We start from the raw sequence: 26,264 nt of genomic DNA on the forward strand, positions 1-26,264 counted from the left end.
GTTCATCGTTTATAATAAACTTTTAGCAAATAAATAATAGATGATAGAAATTATTCCAGCCATTGATATTATTGACGGAAAGTGCGTACGTCTTTCCCAGGGAGATTATGACAGTAAGAAAGTATATAACGAAAATCCGGTGGAAGTTGCCAAGGAGTTTGAAGCGAACGGTGTTCGCAGGCTTCATGTAGTAGATCTGGACGGTGCTGCTTCTCATCATGTAGTCAATTATCGGGTGTTGGAACGGATTGCTGCGCACACTTCTCTCGTTATCGATTTTGGTGGTGGAGTAAAGAGTGATGAAGATTTGAAAATTGCTTTTGAGAGTGGAGCACAGATGGTTACAGGTGGAAGCATTGCGGTGAAAGACCCGGAATTGTTCTGTCATTGGCTGGAAATATATGGCAGTGAAAAAATCATTTTGGGGGCAGATGTAAAAGATCATAAGATAGCCGTCAACGGTTGGAAAGACGAAAGTGCCTGTGAGCTTTTTCCATTTCTTGAAAATTATATGGATAAAGGTATACGCAAAGTAATCTGTACGGATATTAGCTGTGACGGAATGTTGAGTGGGCCTTCTATTGATTTATATAAGGAGATGCTGGCAAAATTCCCTGACCTCTATCTGATGGCTAGTGGCGGGGTGAGTAAGGTGGATGATATTGTTGCTTTGGATGAAGCTGGTGTTCCCGGAGTTATTTTCGGTAAGGCATTATACGAAGGACATATCACCTTAAAAGATTTGAGAATCTTTTTATAATTAGCGTACCAGAATGAAATGGCTGTTTATATTATAAATGGCTACCTTATTATAAGAGGAAACAAAGAATCAAACTTCAGGGATATAGATTATAAATTGTTGAACAATAAATAAAAGTAGGATTGTGTTAGCAAAAAGAATAGTACCTTGTCTGGATATAAAAGACGGACAAACCGTGAAAGGAACGAATTTTGTCAATTTGCGCCAAGCCGGTGATCCGGTAGAGTTAGGCCGCGCTTACAGTGAACAAGGAGCAGATGAACTTGTTTTCCTGGATATTACTGCAAGTCATGAAGGACGTAAGACTTTTACGGAATTGGTAAAACGGATTGCTGCTAATATCAATATCCCATTTACGGTAGGTGGCGGAATCAACGAATTAAGTGATGTGGACCGCCTGTTGAATGCAGGGGCGGATAAGATCTCTATCAATTCTTCCGCTATCCGTAATCCTCAATTGATTGACGAGATTGCAAAGAATTTCGGTTCGCAGGTTTGTGTGTTGGCAGTAGATGCCAAACAAGCCGAAAATGGTTGGAAATGTTACTTGAATGGAGGACGTATCGAAACAGATAAAGACCTGTTCGAGTGGACAAAAGAGGCCCAGGAACGCGGAGCAGGAGAGATTCTCTTCACAAGCATGAATCACGATGGTGTAAAGGCCGGTTATGCAAATGATGCACTTGCCGCTTTGGCGGATCAGCTTTCCATTCCTATCATTGCTTCGGGAGGTGCGGGCTGTAAAGAGCATTTCCGCGATGTCTTTTCACAAGGAAAGGCAGATGCTGCATTGGCTGCCAGCGTTTTTCACTTCGGAGAAATTAAAATTCCCGAATTAAAATCGTATCTTTGCGGCGAAGGAATTACCACTAGGTAATTGCTGCGTAGCAAAAATTAGCCTTTAGGCTGCGGCGAAGGAATTACCATCAGGGGGTGAGGCACCCCGGCCGGGTTTCCATGCTGATGAATAATCTATTTAGATAAATAGAATAAGATATTTGCAAAAAAAACTCCATAGGCGAATAGATCATAATTGTAAATTGGAATAGTAATTAGAACTTATATAAAAATGGAATTGGATTTCGATAAAATGAACGGACTCGTTCCGGCTATCATACAGGACAACGAGACACGTAAAGTCTTGATGCTGGGCTTCATGAATAAAGAAGCTTATGATAAAACGGTAGAAACCGGAAAAGTTACATTCTTTAGCCGTACCAAGAATCGTTTGTGGACAAAAGGCGAAGAAAGCGGTAACTTCCTTCATGTGGTATCTATAAAGGCCGATTGCGACAATGATACACTACTGATTCAGGTAAACCCGGTAGGTCCCGTGTGCCATACTGGTACAGATACTTGTTGGGGTGAGAAGAACGAAGAACCGGTTATGTTCCTGAAAGCATTGCAAGATTTCATTGACAAACGTCATGAAGAAATGCCCGAAGGCTCTTATACTACCAGTCTGTTTGAGTCGGGAATCAATAAAATAGCTCAAAAAGTAGGTGAAGAAGCTGTAGAAACAGTAATCGAAGCAACAAACGGTACTGACGAACGTTTGATCTACGAAGGAGCCGACCTTATTTATCACATGATTGTATTGCTTACTTCAAAAGGCTATCGTCTCGAAGACCTTGCACGTGAATTGCAGGAAAGACACAGCAGTACATGGAAGAAGCATTAAACAATTAAAATTTAATAATTAAAAATTAAAACGGGAGTCAGTATGGATGACGAGGCGTTGATTCAATATAAGAACGTAGAAATCCATCAACAGGAACTCTGTGTATTAAGCGATGTAAATCTGGAGCTGCACAAAGGAGAGTTCGTCTATTTGATCGGAAAAGTAGGCTCGGGAAAAACGAGTTTGCTCAAGACTCTGTATGGCGAACTGGACGTAATTGACGGTGAAGCGGAAGTGTTGGGTTATAACATGCGTTCTATCAAACGTAAGCATATCCCGCAACTGCGTCGGAAATTAGGCATTGTCTTTCAGGATTTTCAGTTGCTCACAGACCGTACTGTATATAATAATCTGGAATTTGTGCTTCGTGCCACAGGCTGGAAAAACAAACAGGAAATCCAAGATCGCATTGAAGAAGTGCTTCAGCTGGTGGGAATGTCCAACAAAGGTTATAAGCTCCCGAACGAGCTTTCCGGTGGCGAGCAACAGCGTATTGTGATTGCACGTGCCGTACTCAATTCTCCGGCTATTATTCTGGCGGATGAACCGACCGGAAATCTGGACGTAGAGACCGGTAAAGCCATTGTAGAATTGTTGCACAATATCTGTGAATCCGGCTCATCCGTAGTGATGACAACGCACAATTTGCAATTGCTGAAAGAGTATCCGGGCAGGGTATATCGTTGCGCCGACCATCAGATTGTAGATGTGACAGCCGAATACATGCCCAGACAGAGAACAATAGAAATAGATTTAAATATAGATAACTAAAACAGTAACGAAAATGAAAGTTTTAAAGTTTGGAGGAACTTCCGTAGGTTCTGCTCAGCGCATGAAGGAAGTAGCCAAATTGATTACCGATGGTGAACAGAAGATTGTTGTTCTTTCTGCTATGTCAGGAACAACAAACACATTGGTGGAAATTTCGGACTATCTGTATAAGAAGAATCCGGAGGGTGCCAACGAGATTATCAATAAGCTGGAAGCAAAATATAAACAGCACATTGATGAACTTTTTGCAACTCAGGAATATAAACAGAAAGGTCTTGAAGTTGTCAAATCCCACTTCGACTACATCCGCTCCTATACTAAAGACCTTTTCACTTTGTTCGAAGAGAAAGTGGTTTTGGCACAGGGAGAGCTTATTTCTACGGCGATGGTAAACTTCTACCTGCAGGAATGTGGCGTGAAGTCCGTGTTGCTTCCGGCTTTGGAATTCATGCGTACTGACAAGAACGCAGAACCGGATCCTGTATATATTAAGGATAAATTGCGCGCACAGCTCGATCTCTATCCGGATACAGAAATCTACATTACGCAAGGTTTCATCTGCCGCAATGCTTACGGTGAGATAGACAATCTGCAACGTGGTGGTAGTGACTACACTGCTTCTCTGATCGGAGCCGCAGTAAACGCTTCCGAAATCCAGATTTGGACAGATATCGACGGTATGCACAATAACGACCCGCGTATTGTTGACAAGACCGCTCCGGTTCGTCAACTTCACTTCGAAGAAGCAGCCGAGTTGGCTTACTTCGGTGCAAAAATCCTGCACCCTACCTGTATTCAGCCCGCTAAATATGCCAATATCCCTGTTCGTCTGTTGAACACAATGGATCCGGAAGCTCCGGGCACACTGATTTCCAACGACACGGAAAAAGGTAAAATCAAGGCAGTAGCTGCAAAAGAAAACATTACTGCGATCAAGATCAAATCCAGCCGTATGTTATTGGCTCACGGTTTCCTGCGTAAGGTATTCGAAATCTTCGAAAGCTATCAGACGTCTATCGACATGATCTGTACTTCAGAGGTAGGTGTATCTGTAACAATCGATAACACGAAGCATCTTAACGAGATTCTGGATGACTTGAAGAAATACGGAACAGTAACCGTTGATAAAGAGATGTGTATCATCTGCGTTGTAGGTGACCTTGAATGGGAAAATGTCGGTTTTGAAGCGAAAGCTCTTGATGCGATGCGGAATATACCGGTGCGAATGATCTCGTTCGGAGGAAGTAACTACAATATCTCCTTCCTCATTCGGGAGTGCGATAAGAAAGTAGCTTTACAGTCGTTGAGCGATATGCTTTTCAACGACAAATAAATCCACAAATAACACGAGCGCTTTTACCGAACTGATAAAAGCGCTCTTTTTTAACCAACTAAACAAGTTTTTCGAATTATGAAGGGAATATTTCCAATCGATAAATTCCGCACTTTGCAGACACCTTTCTATTATTACGATACCAAAGTGCTGCGTGATACATTGTCGGCTATTAACCAGGAGGTTGCCAAATATCCTAATTATTCAGTGCATTACGCTGTTAAAGCCAATGCCAACCCGAAAGTACTTACCATTATCCGTGAGAGCGGAATGGGAGCCGATTGTGTGAGCGGCGGAGAAATCCGTGCCGCTATCCGTGCCGGATTCCCTGCCGATAAAGTTGTTTTCGCAGGAGTCGGCAAAGCAGATTGGGAAATCAATCTCGGACTGGAGTATGGCATCTTCTGTTTCAATGTCGAGTCTATCCCCGAACTGGAAGTAATCAATGAATTGGCTGCTGCTCAAAATAAGATTGCTAATGTTGCTTTCCGTATCAATCCCGATGTCGGCGCACATACACATGCCAATATAACTACCGGTTTGGCAGAAAACAAATTCGGTATCAGTATGCAGGACATGGACAAGGTGATAGACGTAGCACAAGAGATGAAAAACGTAAAGTTTATCGGTCTTCACTTCCACATTGGCTCGCAGATTCTGGATATGGGTGATTTCGTAGCCCTCTGCAATCGTGTCAATGAGTTGCAGGACAAACTGGAAGCACGAAGAATTTTGGTAGAACATATCAATGTAGGTGGTGGTTTGGGTATTGATTACGGACACCCCAACCGTCAGGCTGTCCCGAATTTCAAGGATTACTTTGCTACCTATGCCGGACAATTGAAATTGCGTCCTTATCAAACACTGCATTTTGAACTGGGACGTGCAGTGGTAGGTCAGTGTGGTTCTTTGATATCCAAAGTCCTCTATGTAAAACAAGGAACACGGAAGAAATTTGCCATCCTTGATGCAGGTATGACCGACCTGATCCGTCCGGCTTTGTATCAGGCATTCCATAAAATGGAAAATATAACTTCCGAAGAACCGTTGGAAGCATACGATGTAGTAGGGCCGATCTGTGAATCGTCAGACGTTTTCGGAAAAGCGATTGACTTGAACAAAGTGAAGCGTGGTGACTTGATCGCCCTTCGTTCTGCCGGTGCGTACGGTGAAATAATGGCTTCCGGATACAACTGTCGTGAACTACCGAAAGGATATACTTCCGACGAATTGGTGTAAGTAAAAAATGAACTGCTACAATCAAAATGTGAATGTAGTTTAAAAATATAGGGTGCATGGAACAATTTTAACTGAAAGCGTGTTATTTTTGTAATGAGTTCAAAAAGAAACTACATTAACAACTTAATAAAAAAATACGATTATGATTTCAGAAAAATTACAGAATGCAATTAACGAACAGATTACTGCTGAAATGTGGTCTGCTAACCTGTATTTAGCAATGTCTTTCTATTTTGAGAAAGAAGGTTTCAGTGGTTTTGCTCATTGGATGAAAAAACAATCCCAGGAAGAAATGGGACATGCTTATGCAATGGCAGATTATATCATCAAACGTGGAGGAACTGCTAAAGTGGATAAAATAGATGTTGTTCCTAACGGATGGGGTACACCTCTTGAAGTATTCGAACACGTTTACAAACATGAATGTCATGTTTCTCAATTGGTAGACAAGCTGGTAGACGTAGCAGCTGCTGAAAAGGATAAAGCAACACAGGATTTCTTGTGGGGATTTGTTCGTGAACAGGTAGAAGAAGAAGCTACAGCGCAAGGCATTGTTGATAAAATCAAGAAAGCCGGTGATACTGGAATTTTCTTTGTAGATTCACAATTGGGACAGCGTTAATGATGCTACTCTGAAAAAATAGTTCTTTATATAGAAAGAAGCTACTCGAAATTTCTTCAAGTAGCTTCTTTTTTTTCACTTATTTGGCTCGTATCTGGAAATAAACTACCTTTGTATTAAGAGTCAGAGAGAAATTAATCCCGATTATTATAAATGAATGGTGTGAACAGAGGAATTTTTAGATTGCTCCCTATATTTTTATTGCTCTTTTTGGGGGTGAGCAGTTGTTCTCAAAAAGAGGAACGGCGTATTTTAGTTATCCACTCTTATGAGGAGACTTACGCGGCTTATCCGGAATTTAACCGGATGATAGCGGAGCAATTTGAGAAAGAGAAAATAGATGCTGATATCCGTACCGTTTATTTAGATTGTGAGTCCTATTGGGAAGAACCGGAGTTGGAACGAATGCGTTTTCTGGTTGATTCCGTTTCGAAAGACTGGCGGCCGGAAGTGATTCTGGTGAATGAAGACCAGGCTACCTATTCATTGATGAAATGTGGGGTGCAGTTGGGCAAAGAAGTACCTGTGGTTTTTGGTGGTGTCAATTACCCGAATTGGGGATTGCTGAAACGCCATCCTAATGTGACGGGTTTCCATGATAAGATCGCCTTTAATGAAAATGTCAGTGTGGCAAAAGAACTTTTCGGTGAACGCGTCCGGTTGTTTACCATGCTCGATACCACTTATATCGATAAACAAATCAGAAGAGATGCAAAGGAACAGTTTAAAGGTCATAAAGTGACCGGATTCATTGATAACCCCGAACTTTCTCCTGAAGAACAGATACGTTTGACGCAGGAAGAAGGTTATACTCGTTTCATGGCTATTCCTTTGCGTAATGCCAGAAATCATTCGGATGCCACCTTTATGTGGGTGTTGAACAGAAGCTACCGAGATCAATGTTATATTCAGCTGAAACGTGATTACACCACCATTAATATTGGAAGCATCTGTGGTAGTCCCAGCTTGACAGCCATCAATGAAGCCTTCGGGTTTGGTGAGAAGTTGCTGGGTGGATACATCACTTCGTTGCCTATTCAGGTGGAAGAAGAGGTGAAAGCAGCCGTTCGTATATTACACGGTGCGAGTCCGGCGGACATGCCTATTGTTGAAAGCCGGAAAGAATATGTTGTTGATTGGAATACAATGACGCAAATAGGTTTGAGTAAGGAAAGTATTCCTGCTAAATATCGTATTATCAATATTCCGTTTAGTGATAAATACCCTTTGTTGTGGGGAATTTCAGTCGCATCGTTCATTCTTATACTAATTATTCTTTTCGCTTCTCTTTGGTGGCTATACCTTCGGGAACAGATGAGGAAAAAGCAGGCTCTTATAGCATTGGCTGATGAAAAAGAAACATTGTCATTAGCCATTGAGGGTGGAATGACGTATGCTTGGAGATTGGATAACGGTTGTTTTGTTTTTGAAGATGCATTCTGGGCGTCGCAAGGGTTAAATCCCAGACAACTTTCGTTTAAGGAATTCATGAGCTTTATCCATCCCGACCATTGGGAAGGAGTGAAGTTCAACTGGCGAAATCTGAAAAGTGCTCATAAAAAGATTGTGCAGGAGCTTTGTAACTTCGACGGCAAAGGCTATCAGTGGTGGGAATTCCGTTATACCACCAAACAGCTACCCGGAGGCGAATATAAAACTGCAGGTTTGTTGCTTAATATACAGGATATAAAAGATCGTGAAGAAGAATTGGAAGCAGCACGCTTATTGGCTGAAAAGGCGGAATTGAAACAATCATTCCTCGCAAATATGAGCCATGAGATACGTACTCCGCTTAATTCAATCGTTGGCTTTGCCAATATACTGGCATTGGAAGATGGATTGAGTTCCGTAGAACGCGAAGAGTATATCAGTACTATTAACAAGAACAGCGAGTTATTACTCAAACTGATTAATGATATCTTGGAACTTTCCCGTATCGAATCAGGATATATGTCTTTCTCATTCAAGAGATGCAAGGTGAGAGAGTTGATTGACGATATCTATATGACACATCAGGTTCTGATTGCTCCACATTTGGAATTCCTGAAAGAAGTGGATGATACACCTTTGGAAATCAATGTGGACAGAGAGCGTTTGATACAAGTCCTGACAAACTTTCTGAATAATGCCGGTAAGTTTACGGAAACCGGATATATCAAATTAGGATATAGTTATCTGCCGGATGAAGGCAAAGTGCAGATTTATGTAGAAGATACCGGAAGAGGGATTCCACGAGAAGAACAACGGATGATTTTCAGCCGTTTCTACAAACAAAACGAATTTTCGCAGGGAGCAGGATTGGGACTTTCTATTTGTCAGGTGATTATAGAGAAGCTGGGTGGAAAGATCGAACTCAAGTCCGAAGTAGGCAAGGGAAGCCGTTTTACGGTTATTCTTCCTTGCCGGGTGGTATCTTGATAATGATAGACTTTAACGGGAATACGAACAATCTTATTTCTTGTGTTTCCCTTTCTCCATCGTTCCCAGGTAAATCTCCAGTGAACGGGTGGAAATCTGTATTTCGCGGAAAGATACGCCTAAAGAAGCTATCAGCAGAATCAATGCCAATCCGAATACATAAGCAGAGAATAATTGAAGCCCGATATAAATAAGGAACATGCTGACTACACAGAAAAAAAGGCTTGCAATACCTAGTCCTTGCATTCTACGGGTCAGGTTTAACCGTTTCCGTAGATTCTCGATTTGTGCTTCAGTGATATCCGAAGGGTTTTCCATGTAGCGGTCACGCAGTTGGCGCACAAGTTGGGCATACGATAAGAAACGGTTAGTATAAGCCAGCAATATCAATGAAACTGCCGAGAAAAGTAGGGCAGGAGTAGTGAGAGTCAATTCTTCCATAATCTTTTTTTTATAGTCAAGTAGCGGTTCAAAATTCATTTTATAAAAGAGAATTTTTTGGCACGGGTTACACGGATTTCACGGTTTTAGAAATATGCTTGCATAAAGCAACAGCGTAATCTGTGTAATCCGTGCCTAAAAATGGATGCTGCGAGTAAACCTTGCCCCGGAGTTATTCCGCTTTCAGCACATTAAGCTCTTTGCCTACCTTGATAAAGGCAGCGATGCACTTGTCAAGATGTGCTTTCTCGTGCCCTGCAGAGATTTGCACACGGATGCGTGCCTGATCTTTCGGCACTACCGGATAATAGAAACCTGTCACATAGATACCTTCCTCCTGCATACGTGCAGCGTAAATCTGGGATAACTTCGCGTCATACAACATAACGGCACAGATAGCGCTTTGTGTCGGTTTGATATCAAATCCGGCAGCCGTCATCTTATCGCGGAAGTAGTTTACATTCTCAACAAGTTTATCATGTAATGCATTGCTCTCTTTCAGCATCTTGAAAACTTCAAGGCTGGCACCAATGATGCCCGGAGCCAAAGAATTCGAGAACAGATACGGGCGGCTGCGTTGACGAAGCAAATCGATAATCTCTTTACGACCGGTGGTGAAACCTCCCAGTGCACCGCCAAAAGCCTTACCTAATGTTCCGGTATAAATATCTACCCGTCCATGAGTCTTATACAACTCGCTTACTCCATGCCCTGTGGCACCTACCACACCGGCAGAGTGTGACTCGTCCACCATTACCAGTGCATCGTATTTCTCGGCAAGATCGCAAATCTGATCCATCGGAGCTACATTGCCGTCCATAGAGAACACACCGTCCGTCACAATAATACGGAAACGTTGTGCCTGCGCTTCTTGCAAACATCTTTCCAAGTCCTTCATGTCAGCATTGGCATAACGGTAGCGCTTTGCCTTGCAAAGACGTACTCCGTCAATGATAGAAGCATGGTTCAGAGAATCCGAGATGATGGCATCCTCTTCAGAGAAAAGCGGTTCGAATACACCGCCGTTGGCGTCGAAACAAGCAGCATACAAGATCGTGTCTTCCGTTTGGAAATACTCCGAGATGGCAGCTTCCAGTTCTTTGTGTATATCTTGCGTTCCACAAATGAAGCGGACGGACGACATTCCGTAGCCACGGTTATTCATCATTTCCTGCGAAGCCTTAATCAATCGGGGATGATTGGATAATCCTAAGTAATTATTTGCGCAGAAGTTCAGCACTTCCTTACCTTTTACAGTGATGGCAGCTTGCTGCGCACTTTCAATCAGTCGTTCTTCTTTATAAAGTCCGGCTTCCTTGATTTCAGCCAATGTTTGGCAGAGATATTCTTGCATTTTACCGTACATAGTGTTTGGGTGATTAAGTTATATTGCAAAGGACACAATTTTTCTTGGAATAACAATGTCTTTTTGATTAAAATCTGAAAAAAAAGTGCTTACTTTGCGCACTATTTAAGCTTGATATTCTAAGTCAGAAGAAAAAATGGAACACATTTTGATTATTGGAGCTACCGGACAGATAGGGTCGGAGCTAACGATGGAGCTACGTAAACGTTACGGAAATGCAAATGTAGTAGCAGGTTATATTCCGGGTGCAGAGCCTAAAGGGGAATTAAAGGAGTCCGGACCGTCAGCAATTGCTGATGTAACGGATGGAGAGGCGATTGCATCTGTGGTAAAAGAGTATCACATCGATACAATTTATAATTTGGCTGCTCTGCTGTCCGTAGTTGCCGAGTCGAAGCCCAAGCTGGCCTGGAAAATAGGTATCGATGGATTATGGAATGTATTGGAAGTGGCACGCGAACAAGGATGTGCAGTGTTTACTCCGAGTTCTATCGGTTCGTTTGGCGCTAGTACGCCTCATACGAAAACACCGCAGGACACTATTCAGCGTCCGCGCACCATGTATGGAGTCACCAAGGTAACGACCGAGTTGCTAAGTGATTATTATTTTAATAAATATGGTGTCGATACCCGTGCTGTCCGTTTTCCGGGCATTATTTCGAATGTGACCCCTCCGGGAGGAGGTACGACCGATTATGCTGTCGATATTTATTACTCGGCAGTGAAAGGAGAAAAATTTGTGTGCCCCATTAAGCAAGGCACTTTGATGGATATGATGTACATGCCGGATGCGCTGAACGCAGCAATTACGCTGATGGAAGCTGATCCGACAAAATTGATACACCGAAATGCTTTCAATATCGCCTCGATGAGTTTCGACCCGGAGACGATTTATCAGGCTATCAGGAAGCATGTGCCGCAGTTTGAGATGATCTATGATATAGATCCTTTGAAACAGCGCATTGCCGATAGCTGGCCCGATAGTCTGGATGACACCTGCGCTCGTGAAGAGTGGGGCTGGAAGCCGGCCTACGATTTGGAAAGCATGACGGTAGATATGCTTGAAAAGTTAAGAGAGAAACTAAAATAATGAAAAAACTAATTGTAGGGGTCATGTTGCTCGGTATACTGGGTGCTTGTGGAAACAAGAAAACAAACATTGACCCCTTCGCATCTATCACAAAAGAAGTGGATTCTATCCGGCGGGTAGCCGATTCTATTCACTGTGATGAATCGCCGGAAGATCCGCAACCTATACAGGCAGATGAATCTTTCGATGATTTTATCTACAATTTTGCTTCCGATGACGTGTTGCAGCGTCAGCGTGTGAAATTTCCGTTGCCTTACTACAATGGAGATAAAAAAACGAATATCGAGGAGCATAACTGGAAGCATGATGACTTGTTTACCAAACAGCATTATTATACGCTTCTGTTTGATAGAGAAGAAGATATGGATTTAGTAGGAGATACCTCCCTCACTTCCGTACAGGTAGAATGGGTGTTTGTGAAAACACGAATGGTAAAGAAATACTATTTTGAGCGTATCAAAGGTGCATGGATGCTGGAGGCAATTAATCTGCGTCCCATTAAGCAAAATGATAATGAAAATTTCGTGGAGTTTTTCGGACACTTTGCCGCAGATAGTCTTTTTCAGAGTAAGCGTGTGTGTGAGCCTCTGGCTTTTGTAACCACCGATCCGGACGATGATTTCTCTATTCTGGAGACCACCCTCGATCTTAATCAGTGGTTCGCTTTTAAACCGGGACTTCCTGCCGATCGTCTTTCTAATATCAATTACGGGCAGCGGAATGACGATGATTCGCCAACGAAAATTCTGGCGTTGAAAGGTATCGGTAATGGTTTTTCCAATATCCTCTATTTCCGTCGCAAAGCCGGGGAATGGGAATTGTATAAGTTTGAAGATACAAGCATTTGATGCAGGTAGTAATACGCTACAAGAAATAGCCTTGCTGTTAATGATATAACAGTATTTGCCGGCTTATAACGAATAATGATATAACTTATAATTAAAAATATATGTATTCTCTTTTACCCTACAATACATTCGGTATTGATGTCAGTGCCGCTCGTTTTTTAGAGTACACTTCGGTTGAAGAACTGAAGAAGCTGATTGTGCAAGGTGCCGTTACGACACCTTTTTTGCATATTGGTGGTGGCAGTAACCTGTTGTTTACCAAAGATTACGACGGGTTGATATTGCATTCCCGCATTGAAGGAATCGAAGTGACGGAAGAAGATGCTCACTCTGTATCAGTGCGAGTGGGAGCAGGGGTGGTATGGGATGACTTTGTAGCTTATTGTGTAGAGCATGGATGGTATGGAGCGGAGAACCTGTCGCTGATTCCCGGTGAGGTGGGGGCAAGTGCAGTACAGAATATCGGAGCCTATGGCGTTGAGGTAAAAGATCTGATAACGGCTGTGGAAACAGTGAACATTCAAGCTGAAGAACGCGTTTATTCAGTTGGTGAATGTGGATATACCTATCGCAACAGTATTTTTAAGCGTTCGGAAAACAAATCGGCTTTTGTTACTTATGTCCGTTTCCGGCTAAGTAAAGAAGAACATTATACATTAGACTATGGCACCATTCGTCAGGAGCTTGAAAAATATCCGTCGTTGACACTTTCTGTTGTCCGGAAAGTGATTATTGCTATTCGCGAGAGCAAGCTGCCCGATCCGAAAGTGATGGGTAATGCCGGCAGTTTCTTTATGAACCCCATTGTGCCGAAAGAAAAACTGGAAGCCTTGCAACAGGAATATCCCCGCATACCCTACTATGAGCTGGCCGACGGCCGCGTAAAAATTCCGGCAGGGTGGATGATTGACCAATGTGGTTGGAAAGGAAAAGCCTTGGGACCGGCTGCTGTGCATGATAAACAAGCACTGGTGCTGGTGAATCGTGGCGGAGCAAAAGGTAGTGATATTATTGCACTTTCAGATGCGGTCCGAGCTTCTGTTCGTGAGAAGTTCGGTATTGATATCCATCCGGAAGTCAACTTTATAAATTGAGAATTAACAAGTGAAAGTAAGAATTATAGGAAGTGGAACATCGACGGGAGTACCTCAAATCGGCTGTACATGTCCGGTTTGTACTTCTTCCGATCCGAAAGATAATCGATTGCGTGCCTCTGCTATTGTGGAGACAGATGACGCGCGGATTCTGATAGATTGTGGTCCCGATTTCCGGACACAGGTATTACATCTCCCTTTTGAGAGGATAGATGGTGTGCTCATTACGCACGAACATTATGACCATGTAGGCGGACTGGACGATTTACGTCCGTTTTGCCGGTTCGGTTCCGTGCCTATTTATGCGGAAGATTATGTAGCGCAGGGATTGCGTTTGCGTATGCCCTATTGCTTTGTCGACCATCGTTATCCGGGTGTTCCTGATATTCCTTTACAAGAAATTTCGGTGGGGCAATCCTTTGCTGTAAACCACACGGAAGTGCTTCCTCTGCGTGTGATGCATGGCCGACTGCCGATTCTGGGGTATCGTATCGGGCAGTTGGGGTATATCACTGATATGTTGACCATGCCCGAAGAATCCTATGAACAATTGGCAGGAATAGATGTTTTGGTAATGAATGCGCTTCGGATCGCCTCGCATCCTACTCACCAAAATTTGGAAGAAGCATTGGCGGTGGCCCGGCGTATTCAGGCAAAGAAGACATACTTTATACACATGAGTCATGATATGGGCTTACATGCGGAGGTTGAAAAGAACCTTCCGGAAAATATTCACCTGGCGTTCGACGGATTGGATATCCATGTTTGATTATCGGTGAAATTTTTAGCAAAAGTTTTGTTTTCTTTGTAGAAATTATTATTTTTGCACCTGGCCGATAAACAGCGAATATTATGAAACTTCGTACGATAGTGAAAATAGCGATCACATCTTCTGTTGTACTTTTGTGCTCAGGTTTCGCATTGTACTCTTTTTTTAGACTGTCAGCAGCTGAAGGGCAGAAAGACTTTAATCTTTATGAACTGGTGCCATCCACAACTTCAGCCGTATTCGTTACTGATGACGTGCTCGAATTTGTAGCAGAAGTCGATGAGCTGACTTGCAGTAAAAATCAGCAATATCTTTATGTATCCAAGCTCTTTTCTTATCTGAAACAGAGCCTTTACGCCCTTTCAGAAGATACTCCCCACGGTTTAAGCCGGCAAATGAATCAAATGTTGATTAGTTTCCACGAGCCGGATAACGAACGTAATCAAGTGCTCTATTGCAGATTGGGAAATGGAGATAAGGAGTTGGTAAACAGATTTTTACGCAAATATATATCCTCACTTTATCCGCCGAAAACATTTATTTACAAAGGAGAAGAGATAATTATTTATCCCATGGCGGACGGTGATTTTCTAGCCTGCTATCTGACATCCGATTTTATGGCATTGAGCTTTCAGAAAAAACTGATTGAAAACGTTATTGATGCGTATAAAAGTGGAAAATCGTTGGCTGATGATTCTACCTTTACAGGAATACGTGCTCCGAAAAAAAGTGCGGCGGCCGCTACCATCTATACCCGTATGCAAGGGATGATGGGATGGACGGAATTTGACATGAAAATGAAAGATGATTTCATCTATTTCTCCGGCATCACTCACGATGCAGACACTTGCTTTGCGTTTATAAACCAGCTTCGCCAGCAACAATCCGTCAAGGGATTTCCGGGAGAAGTGTTGCCGTCTACTGCTTTCTATTTTAGCAGGCAAGGGATTACGGACTGGGTGTCTCTACTTTCTTATGGAAATGCCCAAGGACAGAGCGTGCCTGCCCGCACGAGTGAAGTGCAAAATAGGGATAAAGAGTTTTCACGCTATCTGATGGAAAATGCCGGGCAGGATTTGGTTGCCTGTCTCTTTCAGCGTGAAGATACTTTGCAGGGTGCAGCGGCAGTCTTGAGCCTGTCGGTGGCAGATGTAACGGAAGCCGAGCGAATGCTTCGTGCCCTTGTTAATGCCGCTTCGGCGGACGAAGGAAGAAGAAATCCGCGTATAACTTTTTGTTATACTGTAAATAAAGCATATCCTATCTATCGGTTGCCTCAAACAACATTGTTTGAACAACTAACCAGTTTTGCGGAACCAACCTTGGATGTATATGCAGCCTTCTATGGCGGGCGTTTGTTGCTCGCTCCTGATGCGGATGCTCTCGCGCATTATATTCGCCAGCTGGATAAAGGTGAGGTGCTCAATGGAGCGATGGCCTATCAGACAGGCATGGATCATTTGTCCGATTCCTACCATTTTATGCTGATGGCGGATTTCGACCACATATTCCAACAATCAGAAAATCACGTTCGTTTTGTACCGGATTTCTTTCTGCGCAACGCCGACTTCTTCCGTCATTTCACCCTCTTTGTTCAGTTTGCCTGTGCAGACGGAATGGTATATCCTAATATTGTTTTGAAATATAAATCAGAATAAAAAATCATCGTTTGTCTGCGATCATTTTTCTGAAAACCTCCATAGCTTTTGGCTGGATTATCCATAAACTTTGCCTGCTTCCTCCATACATTTTCAAGATGCTGTTTATCGTTTTTTTTGCTCCATTGACCCATACTTTTTTGTGTGCGTTCTGCTTTTGGAGAAACGCCTTTTTGTTTTTTTTCTTTTTGCATTTTTGCCGTTTTTATATGTGTGCTTATAATAGTCCTATGGTCAGCTTATTATGAGTGATTTTAACATTTGAATCTGTAAAATATGCAGAAAAATTCACAGGAAATACGTAAAATATACAGAAAAATTCATCCCCCATTATAAACAAAGAAATAAATAAAAAAACTTCTTCTTCTGAAGATGAAAAAGAAGAAGAAAAAGATTTGTTTTTTTTCGGGAGAAAAGGAGATAAAAAAAACTCCCGATGGAGTTTAATCCTATCGGGAGTTTTTTATGCTTATTCATCGAACGAATGACTTTCGGTTTAGAATGGCAGATCGTCTTTGGCATCGCCCGGAGTAAATTCCGGCATAGCCGACGGAGCTGGAGGAGGAACGGGAGAACCGGAAGCCATTGGAGCACCTGTGCTAACACGCTCTACTTTCCATGCGCGGATACTATTGAACCAGCGATCATTCCACTGACGGGCGTCAACGTCGAATGATACAGTCAATTCTTCGCCCATTTGAATGTTGAACTGCTCGATTTTGTCTGCGCCAAATACGTCGAAGCACATTTTGCGCGGATATTGGTCGTGGTTTTCGATAACGTACTCTTGTGATTTCCACTCGTTGCCGCTAGTTTTTGAAACTCCGCCTCTCGGGGGGAGGATAGCGATGATTTTTCCTGTAAATTCCATTGCGATAATTTTAAATTCTGCGGCGAAGTTACAATTTTTTAGTAATATCCCTCGCACAATACCTGTTTTTTTCTTTTGTTTTTATTGGGCAGCCCAAATCTTTTTTCGTAACTTTGTGCGATAGAACATTTAAAACTTAAATACACGAAAATATATGAAATTTATCGTTTCAAGTACTGCTCTTTCCAGCCATTTACAGGCCATCAGCCGTGTTATTAATTCAAAAAATGCGCTGCCAATTCTCGATTGTTTCCTCTTCGAATTGGAAGACGGAACATTATCTGTGACTGTATCCGACAGTGAAACAACGATGGTGACTACCGTAGAAGTGAATGAAAGCGATACGAACGGGCGTTTTGCCGTAGTAGCGAAAACATTGCTTGACGCACTGAAAGAAATTCCGGAACAACCACTCACATTCGATATCAATCCGGATAATTATGAAATAACGGTGCAGTACCAGAACGGAAAATACAGCCTGATGGGGCAGAATGCGGATGAATTCCCGCAATCGGCTACACTGGGGGATAATGCTGTCCGCGTGGAAATGGAAGCAAGCGTACTTCTGGGAGGTATCAACCGTTCGGTGTTTGCTACTGCCGATGATGAACTTCGTCCGGTGATGAACGGTATTTATTTCGATATTACAACAGAAGACATTACAATGGTTGCTTCGGACGGTCATAAACTGGTGCGTTGTAAAACGTTGGCAGCCAAAGGCAACGAGCGTGCAGCCTTCATCCTTCCAAAGAAACCGGCTACATTGCTAAAGAATCTTTTGCCGAAAGAACAAGGCGCAGTGACCATCGAATTTGACGAACGCAACGCTGTATTCATGCTTGAAAGCTACCGGATGGTTTGCCGCCTGATTGAAGGACGTTACCCGAACTACAACTCGGTAATTCCGCAAAACAACCCGCACAAAGTAACCGTAGACCGCCAACAGTTGGTAGGAGCTTTGCGCCGTGTGTCTATCTTCTCGTCACAAGCCAGCAGTTTGATTAAACTTCGTATGCAGGAAAACCAGATTGTGATTTCCGCACAAGATATTGATTTCTCTACTTCTGCCGAAGAAACACAAGTTTGCCAGTATGCAGGTGCTGCAATGAGTATCGGTTTTAAATCGACATTCCTCATCGACATACTGAACAATATTTCGGCAGATGAAGTAGTCATCGAACTTGCAGATCCTTCACGTGCCGGAGTAATCATCCCGGTAGAGCAGGAAGAAAACGAAGACTTGCTGATGCTGCTGATGCCGATGATGCTAAATGATTAATGTTAATTCACCACAGAGGACGCAGAGGACACAGAGGATAAATTTGAATATTTATTAAATAACCCTCTGTGTCCTCTGCGTCCTCTGTGGTGACTCAATAAAATAAACAGAAATGAAATTAAACCTGAAAAATCCCATTGTTTTCTTTGATTTAGAAACAACAGGAACCAATATCAACACAGACCGAATTGTTGAAATCTGCTATCTGAAAGTATATCCGAATGGAAATGAAGAAGCAAAGACATTACGTATCAATCCTGAAATGCATATTCCGGAAGCATCCTCTGTTATACATGGTATTTATGATGCCGACGTAGCAGATTGTCCTACTTTTAAAGAAGTAGCGAAAAACATAGCCAGGGACATTGAAGGTTGCGATTTGGCAGGATTTAATTCCAATCGTTTTGATATTCCTGTCCTTGCCGAAGAATTTCTTCGTGCCGGAGTGGATATTGATATGACAAAACGTAAATTTGTAGACGTACAGGTCATCTTCCACAAAATGGAACAACGCACCCTGTCTGCTGCCTACAAGTTCTATTGCGACAAGAATTTGGAAGATGCACACACTGCCGAAGCAGATACACGAGCTACGTACGAAGTGCTGAAAGCACAGCTCGACCGTTACTCCGATCTTCAGAATGATATTGCGTTCCTGGCAGATTATTCAAGTTTCAGCAAGAATGTCGATTTTGCCGGACGCATGGTGTACGATGATAACGGAGTAGAAGTGTTCAACTTCGGAAAATATAAGGGAATGTCTGTTGCCGAGGTTTTGAAGAAAGATCCCGGATATTACAGTTGGATTTTGAATAGTGATTTCACGCTGAACACCAAGGCGGCATTGACAAAAATCCGCTTGCGTGAAATGAGTAATTTGATTACAAAATAATGCTAAAAGGAAAGAAAATAATTCTTGGAATTACCGGCAGTATTGCCGCGTATAAGGCGTGCTATATCATTCGCGGACTGATAAAACAAGGAGCGGAAGTGCAGGTCGTAATTACTCCGGCGGGAAAAGAATTTATTACTCCGATCACTCTTTCGGCTTTGACCAGTAAACCGGTCATCAGTGAGTTTTTTGCCCAACGTGACGGAACGTGGAACAGCCATGTCGATCTCGGTTTATGGGCGGATGCCGTATTGATTGCGCCGGCCACTGCCTCTACCATCGGTAAAATGGCCAACGGAATAGCCGACAATATGCTGATAACCACTTATCTTTCAGCAAAAGCTCCCGTGTTTGTTGCTCCGGCAATGGACCTCGATATGTTTGCTCATCCTGCCACCCAGAAAAATCTGGATATTCTGCGTTCCTATGGTAATCATATTATCGAGCCGGGGACAGGAGAACTAGCCAGCCATCTAGTAGGGAAGGGGCGAATGGAAGAGCCGGAGAATATCATCCGGGTATTGGATGAATTCTTTGCTTCGAGTGACGAACTGTCCGGAAAGAAAGTGATGATTACCGCCGGACCGACTTACGAAAAGATTGACCCGGTGCGTTTCATCGGCAATTATTCGTCCGGAAAGATGGGATTCGCGTTGGCAGAAGAATGTGCCCGTCGCGGAGCACAAGTGACCTTGATTACAGGCCCTGTGCAACTCAAAACGCAACATTCTGGTATCATCCGTGTCAATGTCGAATCTGCTGAAGAAATGTACAAAGCAGCACAGACTCATTTTCCGGATGCTGATGCAGGTATTCTTTGTGCGGCAGTAGCCGACTATCGTCCGGCAACGGTAGCCGATAAGAAGATTAAGCGGGAAAAAGAAGAAGAACTGACCCTGCATCTTCAGGCAACACAAGATATTGCTGCCTCTTTAGGAGCCATAAAAAGAAAACAACAATGCCTGGTTGGCTTTGCGCTCGAAACCAATAATGAGCAGCAGAATGCCGAAGGAAAGCTCGAACGCAAGAACTTCGATTTTATCGTGCTCAACTCGTTGAATGATGCAGGAGCCGGTTTCCGCCATGATACCAATAAGATAAGTATAATCGACAGGAAAGGTCGTACAGACTATCCTCTGAAGTCGAAAACGGAAGTAGCTCAAGACATCATTGATCGTCTGGTAGCCACCCTGTCTCCCAATTTTTAATTTTCAAATTTTAATTTTTAATTAATTTGTTACGTTCACTATACATTCAGAATTACGCATTGATAGAAAAACTGGATATCAGTTTTGAAACAGGCTTTTCCGTTATAACAGGTGAAACGGGAGCCGGGAAATCAATTATTCTGGGAGCGATCGGGCTCCTGCTGGGGCAGCGTGCCGATGTGAAAGCGATTCGTCGCGGAGCTTCCAAATGTATTATAGAGGCACGGTTCGATATTGCTGCCTACGGTATGCGTCCGTTTTTTGAAGAAAACGAATTGGAATATGATGAAGAGTGTATTTTGCGTCGTGAGGTACAGGCTTCCGGCAAAAGCAGAGCATTCATCAATGATACTCCCGCTTCACTGGCACAAATGAAAGAGCTGGGCGAACAATTGATAGATGTACATTCTCAACATCAGAATCTGTTACTTAATAAAGAAGGATTCCAGTTGAACGTGCTTGATATTCTGGCACATAATGATGCAGCATTGGAGAAATACCATCTGCGTTATGGCGAATGGAAGCAGACAGAACGCGAACTGGCTGAATTAATGTCACTGGCAGAGAAAAGCCGTTCTGATGAAGATTATATCCGTTTCCAACTTGAACAGCTCGAAGAAGCCCATCTTGTGGAAGGCGAGCAGGAGGAACTGGAGCAGGAAGCCGAAACATTAAGTCATGCGGAGGAGATTAAAGCCGGACTTTACCGGGTAGAACAGTCATTTGTCTCGGATGAAGGCGGATTGCTTTCTTACCTGAAAGATAGTCTGAATACGCTGAATAGCCTGCAAAAAGTCTATCAGCCTGCTAAGGAACTTACCGAACGTATGGAAAGTGCCTATATCGAATTGAAAGATATTTCGCACGAAGTCTCTTCGCAAAGTGATTCCGTTGAATTTAATCCGGTTCGCCTGGAAGAAGTGAACGAACGGCTGAATCTGATTTATTCCCTGCAACAGAAACACCGGGCACAGACTCTTGACGAGTTGATAGCGTTGACGGATGAATATCGTAGCAAATTGTCCGACATTACTTCATACGATGAGCGTATTGCCGAGCTGACCGTTCGTAAAGAGGAACAATATAAGCAAGTGAAACAACAAGCAGAACTGCTCACCAAAGCCCGTACGAAAGCTGCGCGTGAAGTGGAAAAGCAATTGGCCGCCCGCTTGATTCCGTTGGGGATGCCGAATGTTCGTTTCCAGATCGAAATGGGACTGAAGAAAGAGCCGGGATTGCAAGGAGAAGATACAGTCAACTTCCTGTTTTCTGCCAATAAGAACGGTACCTTGCAAAATATCTCTTCCGTAGCTTCGGGAGGTGAAATTGCCCGTGTTATGCTTTCTATCAAAGCATTGATTGCCGGAGCCGTGAAACTGCCGACTATCGTATTTGATGAAATAGATACCGGTGTCTCCGGTGAAATAGCCGACCGCATGGCGGACATGATGCAGGAAATGGGTGACCGGAACCGTCAGGTAATCAGCATCACCCACTTGCCGCAGATTGCTGCCCGCGGACGTGCACATTATAAAGTATATAAGAAAGACAGCGATACGGAAACAAACAGTCATATCCGCCGTCTCACCGATGAAGAACGAGTAGAGGAAATAGCTCACATGCTTAGTGGCGCCACTCTGACCGAGGCCGCCCTTAGCAATGCCAAATCCCTGCTTGATGCTAAGTAATTAATGGCTAAATTGATTCATTCAAAGTAGTTGAGGTAGTGAATTGTTAAGCGGTAACTGATAAGTAGTAAATTGTAAATAGTAAAATAGTAGATCAAATAGATGTTGGATAAAAGTGAAATGATTTTCGGTGTTCGTGCCGTGATAGAAGCCATTCAGGCAGGTAAAGAGATTGATAAAATTCTGGTAAAGAAAGACATTCAGAGTGATCTTTCCAAAGAACTGTTTGCTGCTTTGAAAGGGTTGATGATACCGGTTCAGCGTGTTCCGGTAGAACGTATTAACCGCATTACCCGGAAAAATCATCAGGGAGTGATTGCTTTCATTTCTTCTGTGACTTATCAGAAAACGGAAGATCTTGTTCCTTTCTTGTTCGAACAAGGGAAGAATCCGTTTTTTGTTATGCTGGACGGAGTGACCGATGTACGTAATTTCGGAGCCATTGCCCGTACCTGCGAATGTGCAGCTGTCGATGCAGTGATTATTCCTGTCCGCGGGAGTGCGTCTGTCAATGCTGATGCCGTGAAAACATCGGCAGGAGCGCTGCACACGCTGCCTGTGTGTCGTGAGCAGAACCTCCGTTCAACGCTGCAATATCTGAAAGACAGTGGTTTCCGTATTGTAGCTGCTACCGAGAAGGGAGATTACGACTATACAAAAGCCGATTATACAGGACCGCTGTGCATCATTATGGGAGCGGAAGATACGGGAGTTTCTTATGAAAACCTTGCGCTCTGCGACGAATGGGTGAAAATCCCGATGCTGGGCACCATCGAATCTCTGAATGTTTCCGTGGCTGCCGGTATCCTGGTTTACGAAGCTGTGAAACAAAGAAATAATGATTGATATGAAGAAGATTTTAATTCTACCTTTGCTGCTTTTCTTCCTGATACAGGGAAGCATGGCGCAAACTCCCAAATGGGTAGAGAAGGCAAAACGTGCAGTCTTCTCTGTGGTGACTTATGACAAGAATGATAAAATGCTGAATACCGGAAACGGATTTTTTGTATCCGAAGATGGATTGGCTTTATCAGATTATACTCTTTTTAAAGGAGCCGAACGTGCAGTGGTTATCACTTCCGAAGGCAAGCAGATGCCGGTCAGCCTGATACTTGGAGCGAATGATATGTATGATGTCATTAAGTTCCGTGTGGCTATCACCGAGAAGAAAGTGCCTGCGCTCATTGTGGCTAAAACAGCTCCGGCAGTGGGAGCCGATGCGTGGATGCTTCCTTATTCTACACAGAAAAGTATTGCTTGCGTTACTGGTAAAGTGAAAGATGTCTCCAAAGTAGCCGGAGAATATCATTACTATACATTGGGTATGCAGATGAAAGATAAGATGGTGAGCTGTCCGGTGATGAACGCTGAAGGTCAGGTATTTGGTATTGCGCAGAAATCATCCGGCATCGATACGGTGACCACTTGCTACGCGGCAGGAGCAGCTTTTGCCATGTCACAGAAAATCAGTGCTCTTTCTTTGGGAGACGCTGCTTTGAAAAAGATTGGCATCCGGAAAGGCCTGCCCGAAACGGAAGACCAAGCATTAGTGTACTTGTTTATGGCATCTTCGAGCCTGTCGGGCGACGATTACGAGAAGCTGTTGGATGATTTCATCCGTCAGTTCCCTGCTAATGCGGATGGTTATCTTCGTCGTGCCAATTATTATGCAGCTAAAGGTAAGGACGACCAGACTTGGTATGATAAAGCAGTTGCCGACTTTAATCAGGCTTTGAAAGTAGCCCAGAAAAAAGATGATGTATATTATAATATAGGTAAGCTGATGTATGCTTATCAATTGTCGAAGCCGGAAAAAACGTATAAAGATTGGACGTATGACACTGCTTTGCAGAATGTTCGTCAGGCAATCGCCATTGATCCGCTGCCTATTTATATTCAAATGGAAGGCGATATACTGTTTGCCCAGCAAGATTATGCCGGCGCTTTGGCAGCTTATGAAAAGGTAAATGCCAGCAACATTGCTTCTCCGGCCACTTTCTTTAGTGCTGCCAAGACGAAGGAACTGGCGAAAGGTGACCCGAAAGAAGTCGTAGCTTTAATGGATAGCTGTATTGCCCGTTGCCCGCAACCGATCACAGCAGATTTTGCTCCATATTTGTTGGAACGTGCGCAGATGAACATGAATGCCGGCCAGCCACGGAATGCAATGCTCGATTATGATGCTTATCATACAGCAGTCAAAGGAGAAGTGAACGACGTATTCTATTACTATCGCGAACAGGCCGCTTTGAAAGCACGCCAATTCCAACGCGCCTTGGATGATATAGTTAAAGCAATCGAAATGAATCCGACAGACCTGACCTATCAGGCGGAACATGCCGTTGTAAACCTGCGTGTAGGACGTTACGAAGAAGCTATTCAGATTTTGAATAATATACTGAAGGCTGATCCTAAATATGCCGAGGCTTACCGCTTACTGGGACTTTGTCAGATACAGTTGAAGAAGACAGATGAAGCTTGCGGTAACTTTAAGAAAGCGAAAGAACTGGGTGATCCGAATGTAGATGAGCTGATTACCAAATACTGCAAGTAAGAGATTACCTCTTCGAAAAACAACATAAGTAAAAATGAATCCCTGCCAACTCGAAAATTGGCAGGGATTCCTCGTTTTTGGGGACGTTGTATAAAAAACTCTCTCTCTCTTTTTTATTTTTCCCCACTTCACTTGTTAAGCTCAGGTTGTAGGTTTTAATGATATATGGTTTGATTTCCCTTTTTCCCCTCTTTTATAAGTTAAATGCACGCTTATTGAAAATACTGCATGGCTTCACTTATTTTTTTTAGAAATTATTCGATTTTCCATCTAAAACAGCGACTAAATTTAAAATTGTGATTCATTTTATCTATAATCTTACTATATTCCGCACGTTTTTTAATAACACTTATGAGATAAGTTATAATTTATGGAAAAAAATCGATTTACTATTTGTGCAAACAATTACATCGATTGTTTGCGACAAGAGGGGCGTTATTCTACTGCCCACGTGTATAAACACGCTATTCGTTCTTTTTCGCAGTTTTGTGGAACCCAATCCATTACGTTTAGTAGGATAAACCGCGAAACTCTAAAGAGGTATAGCAACTATCTGTTGGCTTCCCGTTTGAAGCCTAATACGATTTCTACGTATATGCGTATGCTTCGTAGTATCTACAATCGCGGAGTTGATACGCATCAGGCTCCTTATGTACATGGCTTGTTCCGGGATGTATTTACCGGGGTAGACACACGTCAGAAGAAAGCCATCCCGATCGGTGAACTTCACATGTTACTAAACAAAGATCCTCAATCGGAAAAGCTTCGCCGGACACAGGCCATTGCCAATCTGTTATTTCAGTTTTGTGGAATGCCTTTTTCTGATTTGGCCCATCTGGAAAAGTCCAATTTGAAACAAGGTCTTTTAAAGTACAACCGTCTCAAGACCGGTACTCCTATGAGTATAGAAGTGCTGGAGTCAGCGCACAATGCAATCGGGGGATTATACAATAAAACCGATGCGCGGAGTCCCGATTATCCTGATTATCTTTTTCGGATATTAAGCGGAGCATATAAGAGAGATGAAGAGGAGGCTTATCGTGAATATCAGTCAGCCTTGAGACGTTTCAATAATGATTTGAAAAGCCTGTCCAGAAAATTAAGGATATCTTCATCCGTCACGTCTTACACGCTTCGTCATTCTTGGGCTACGACTGCCAAGTACAGAGGTGTTCCTATCGAGATGATTAGCGAATCATTAGGGCACAAATCTATTAAAACAACACAGATATATTTAAAGGGTTTCGAATTGGAAGAAAGAACAAAGGTTAATAAATTGAATTATTCTTACGTATGTAGTTTTAAAATGTTCTGATTAATATTATTAAAGCATTATGGATTAGGGACTTAATGCTGGTGTTACTTCTTAGGTAACGGAAATATATTCGCTACAAAGATAGGTAAAAATATTAATAGCAAACAAGCAAAAAACTTCTTTTTTTCCTTTTTCTCTCAAATATGCAACATGAATCTATCTGAACATGAAAGATAACGTCTTCATGCTCAAGGGATTTTTATTACCTAAATTCAAAAAAGTCTTATATTGAATGTTAGGTACCCGCTTTTATATTCCCTCATAATCGATTTTTTTCCTTTTTTTACTGCTATGTGTATCCTATATGTGTGTTATCCGTTACCTAAGAAGTAACGGAATCACATGGGGTAAAAAAATATGATTTTAA

Annotated in this window: 24 protein-coding genes; 20 read left to right on the forward strand and 4 right to left on the reverse strand. The window is 42.8% G+C overall.

Features of this window, described 5'->3' with window-relative positions; translation table 11 throughout:
- Positions 1 to 40: 40 nt before the first annotated feature.
- From hisA to DW862_RS10855, 8 genes are all read left to right on the forward strand, one after another.
- Positions 41 to 760: a 1-(5-phosphoribosyl)-5-[(5-phosphoribosylamino)methylideneamino]imidazole-4-carboxamide isomerase gene (gene hisA / locus DW862_RS10820; protein ID WP_004313663.1), complete on the forward strand. Its 720-nt coding sequence runs from the start codon at positions 41 to 43 to the stop codon at positions 758 to 760.
- A gap of 124 nt (positions 761 to 884) precedes the next feature.
- Positions 885 to 1,637 (forward strand): imidazole glycerol phosphate synthase subunit HisF, encoded by a 753-nt coding sequence (gene hisF, locus DW862_RS10825; protein WP_008643433.1) that lies wholly within the window; start codon positions 885 to 887, stop codon positions 1,635 to 1,637.
- A gap of 192 nt (positions 1,638 to 1,829) precedes the next feature.
- Positions 1,830 to 2,441 (forward strand): bifunctional phosphoribosyl-AMP cyclohydrolase/phosphoribosyl-ATP diphosphatase HisIE, encoded by a 612-nt coding sequence (hisIE, locus tag DW862_RS10830; RefSeq protein ID WP_004313661.1) that lies wholly within the window; start codon positions 1,830 to 1,832, stop codon positions 2,439 to 2,441.
- Positions 2,442 to 2,483: 42 nt separating this feature from the next.
- Positions 2,484 to 3,212: a cell division ATP-binding protein FtsE gene (locus tag DW862_RS10835; protein ID WP_004313660.1), complete on the forward strand. Its 729-nt coding sequence runs from the start codon at positions 2,484 to 2,486 to the stop codon at positions 3,210 to 3,212.
- A 13-nt stretch (positions 3,213 to 3,225) separates the two neighbouring features.
- Entirely contained in the window at positions 3,226 to 4,545 is a 1,320-nt protein-coding gene (locus DW862_RS10840) for an aspartate kinase (RefSeq protein ID WP_004313659.1), read from the forward strand.
- A 78-nt stretch (positions 4,546 to 4,623) separates the two neighbouring features.
- Entirely contained in the window at positions 4,624 to 5,784 is a 1,161-nt protein-coding gene (gene lysA / locus DW862_RS10845; protein WP_008643429.1) for a diaminopimelate decarboxylase, read from the forward strand.
- Positions 5,785 to 5,926: 142 nt separating this feature from the next.
- Positions 5,927 to 6,406 (forward strand): ferritin, encoded by a 480-nt coding sequence (locus DW862_RS10850; RefSeq protein WP_004304025.1) that lies wholly within the window; start codon positions 5,927 to 5,929, stop codon positions 6,404 to 6,406.
- Between the two features lie 153 nt (positions 6,407 to 6,559).
- On the forward strand, positions 6,560 to 8,824 hold the full coding sequence (locus DW862_RS10855) for an ATP-binding protein (protein ID WP_120068105.1): 2,265 nt from the start codon (positions 6,560 to 6,562) through the stop codon (positions 8,822 to 8,824).
- A 33-nt stretch (positions 8,825 to 8,857) separates the two neighbouring features.
- Here the strand turns inward: DW862_RS10855 and DW862_RS10860 are convergent, their stop codons facing one another.
- On the reverse strand, positions 8,858 to 9,265 hold the full coding sequence (locus DW862_RS10860; RefSeq protein WP_008025474.1) for a DUF2721 domain-containing protein: 408 nt from the start codon (positions 9,263 to 9,265) through the stop codon (positions 8,858 to 8,860).
- 172 nt (positions 9,266 to 9,437) lie between these two features.
- A complete protein-coding gene (gene kbl / locus DW862_RS10865) occupies positions 9,438 to 10,631 on the reverse strand; it encodes a glycine C-acetyltransferase (protein WP_120068109.1) in 1,194 nt (397 codons plus the stop codon).
- Between the two features lie 136 nt (positions 10,632 to 10,767).
- Here kbl and DW862_RS10870 point away from each other — a divergent pair, with 136 nt between their 5' ends.
- From DW862_RS10870 to DW862_RS10890, 5 genes are all read left to right on the forward strand, one after another.
- Positions 10,768 to 11,721, forward strand: a complete 954-nt coding sequence (locus tag DW862_RS10870) for an NAD-dependent epimerase/dehydratase family protein (RefSeq protein ID WP_004313654.1) — start codon at positions 10,768 to 10,770, stop codon at positions 11,719 to 11,721.
- Entirely contained in the window at positions 11,721 to 12,569 is an 849-nt protein-coding gene (locus DW862_RS10875; protein WP_004313653.1) for a DUF4348 domain-containing protein, read from the forward strand. The genes DW862_RS10870 and DW862_RS10875 overlap by 1 nt, the downstream gene beginning before the upstream one ends.
- Before the next feature lie 101 nt (positions 12,570 to 12,670).
- Positions 12,671 to 13,663 carry a UDP-N-acetylmuramate dehydrogenase gene (gene murB / locus DW862_RS10880; RefSeq protein ID WP_015532883.1) on the forward strand — a complete coding sequence of 331 codons (993 nt, stop codon included), beginning with the start codon at positions 12,671 to 12,673 and terminating at the stop codon, positions 13,661 to 13,663.
- Between the two features lie 10 nt (positions 13,664 to 13,673).
- Positions 13,674 to 14,432, forward strand: a complete 759-nt coding sequence (locus DW862_RS10885; RefSeq protein ID WP_120068113.1) for an MBL fold metallo-hydrolase — start codon at positions 13,674 to 13,676, stop codon at positions 14,430 to 14,432.
- A gap of 83 nt (positions 14,433 to 14,515) precedes the next feature.
- A complete protein-coding gene (locus DW862_RS10890) occupies positions 14,516 to 16,090 on the forward strand; it encodes a DUF3352 domain-containing protein (protein WP_120068116.1) in 1,575 nt (524 codons plus the stop codon).
- Here the strand turns inward: DW862_RS10890 and DW862_RS10895 are convergent.
- Complete coding sequence (locus DW862_RS10895; protein ID WP_225450302.1) at positions 16,027 to 16,284, reverse strand: hypothetical protein; 258 nt, start codon at positions 16,282 to 16,284, stop codon at positions 16,027 to 16,029. The two genes, DW862_RS10890 and DW862_RS10895, sit on opposite strands and share 64 nt — an antisense overlap.
- 302 nt (positions 16,285 to 16,586) lie before the next feature.
- A complete protein-coding gene (locus tag DW862_RS10900; RefSeq protein ID WP_004316866.1) occupies positions 16,587 to 16,961 on the reverse strand; it encodes a DUF3127 domain-containing protein in 375 nt (124 codons plus the stop codon).
- A 154-nt stretch (positions 16,962 to 17,115) separates the two neighbouring features.
- Between DW862_RS10900 and dnaN the strand changes: the two genes are divergently transcribed.
- The 7 genes from dnaN (at position 17,116) to DW862_RS10935 (ending at position 25,897) form a co-directional block, all read left to right on the forward strand.
- Complete coding sequence (gene dnaN / locus DW862_RS10905; protein WP_004316865.1) at positions 17,116 to 18,240, forward strand: DNA polymerase III subunit beta; 1,125 nt, start codon at positions 17,116 to 17,118, stop codon at positions 18,238 to 18,240.
- A 112-nt stretch (positions 18,241 to 18,352) separates the two neighbouring features.
- Positions 18,353 to 19,132, forward strand: coding sequence for a 3'-5' exonuclease (locus tag DW862_RS10910; RefSeq protein ID WP_120068120.1), 780 nt, complete (start codon positions 18,353 to 18,355; stop codon positions 19,130 to 19,132).
- Complete coding sequence (gene coaBC, locus DW862_RS10915) at positions 19,132 to 20,340, forward strand: bifunctional phosphopantothenoylcysteine decarboxylase/phosphopantothenate--cysteine ligase CoaBC (protein ID WP_120068123.1); 1,209 nt, start codon at positions 19,132 to 19,134, stop codon at positions 20,338 to 20,340. The genes DW862_RS10910 and coaBC overlap by 1 nt, the downstream gene beginning before the upstream one ends.
- 26 nt (positions 20,341 to 20,366) lie before the next feature.
- Entirely contained in the window at positions 20,367 to 22,028 is a 1,662-nt protein-coding gene (gene recN / locus DW862_RS10920) for a DNA repair protein RecN (protein ID WP_120068126.1), read from the forward strand.
- Positions 22,029 to 22,130: 102 nt separating this feature from the next.
- Positions 22,131 to 22,874 (forward strand): 23S rRNA (guanosine(2251)-2'-O)-methyltransferase RlmB, encoded by a 744-nt coding sequence (gene rlmB, locus DW862_RS10925; protein WP_004316861.1) that lies wholly within the window; start codon positions 22,131 to 22,133, stop codon positions 22,872 to 22,874.
- 1 nt (position 22,875) lies between these two features.
- A complete protein-coding gene (locus DW862_RS10930) occupies positions 22,876 to 24,582 on the forward strand; it encodes a serine protease (RefSeq protein ID WP_087318266.1) in 1,707 nt (568 codons plus the stop codon).
- Between the two features lie 370 nt (positions 24,583 to 24,952).
- Complete coding sequence (locus DW862_RS10935) at positions 24,953 to 25,897, forward strand: site-specific integrase (protein ID WP_055236387.1); 945 nt, start codon at positions 24,953 to 24,955, stop codon at positions 25,895 to 25,897.
- Positions 25,898 to 26,264 lie beyond the last annotated feature (367 nt).

This window comes from Bacteroides sp. AM37-9, from assembly GCF_003603455.1.
Taxonomy (GTDB): domain Bacteria; phylum Bacteroidota; class Bacteroidia; order Bacteroidales; family Bacteroidaceae; genus Bacteroides; species Bacteroides xylanisolvens.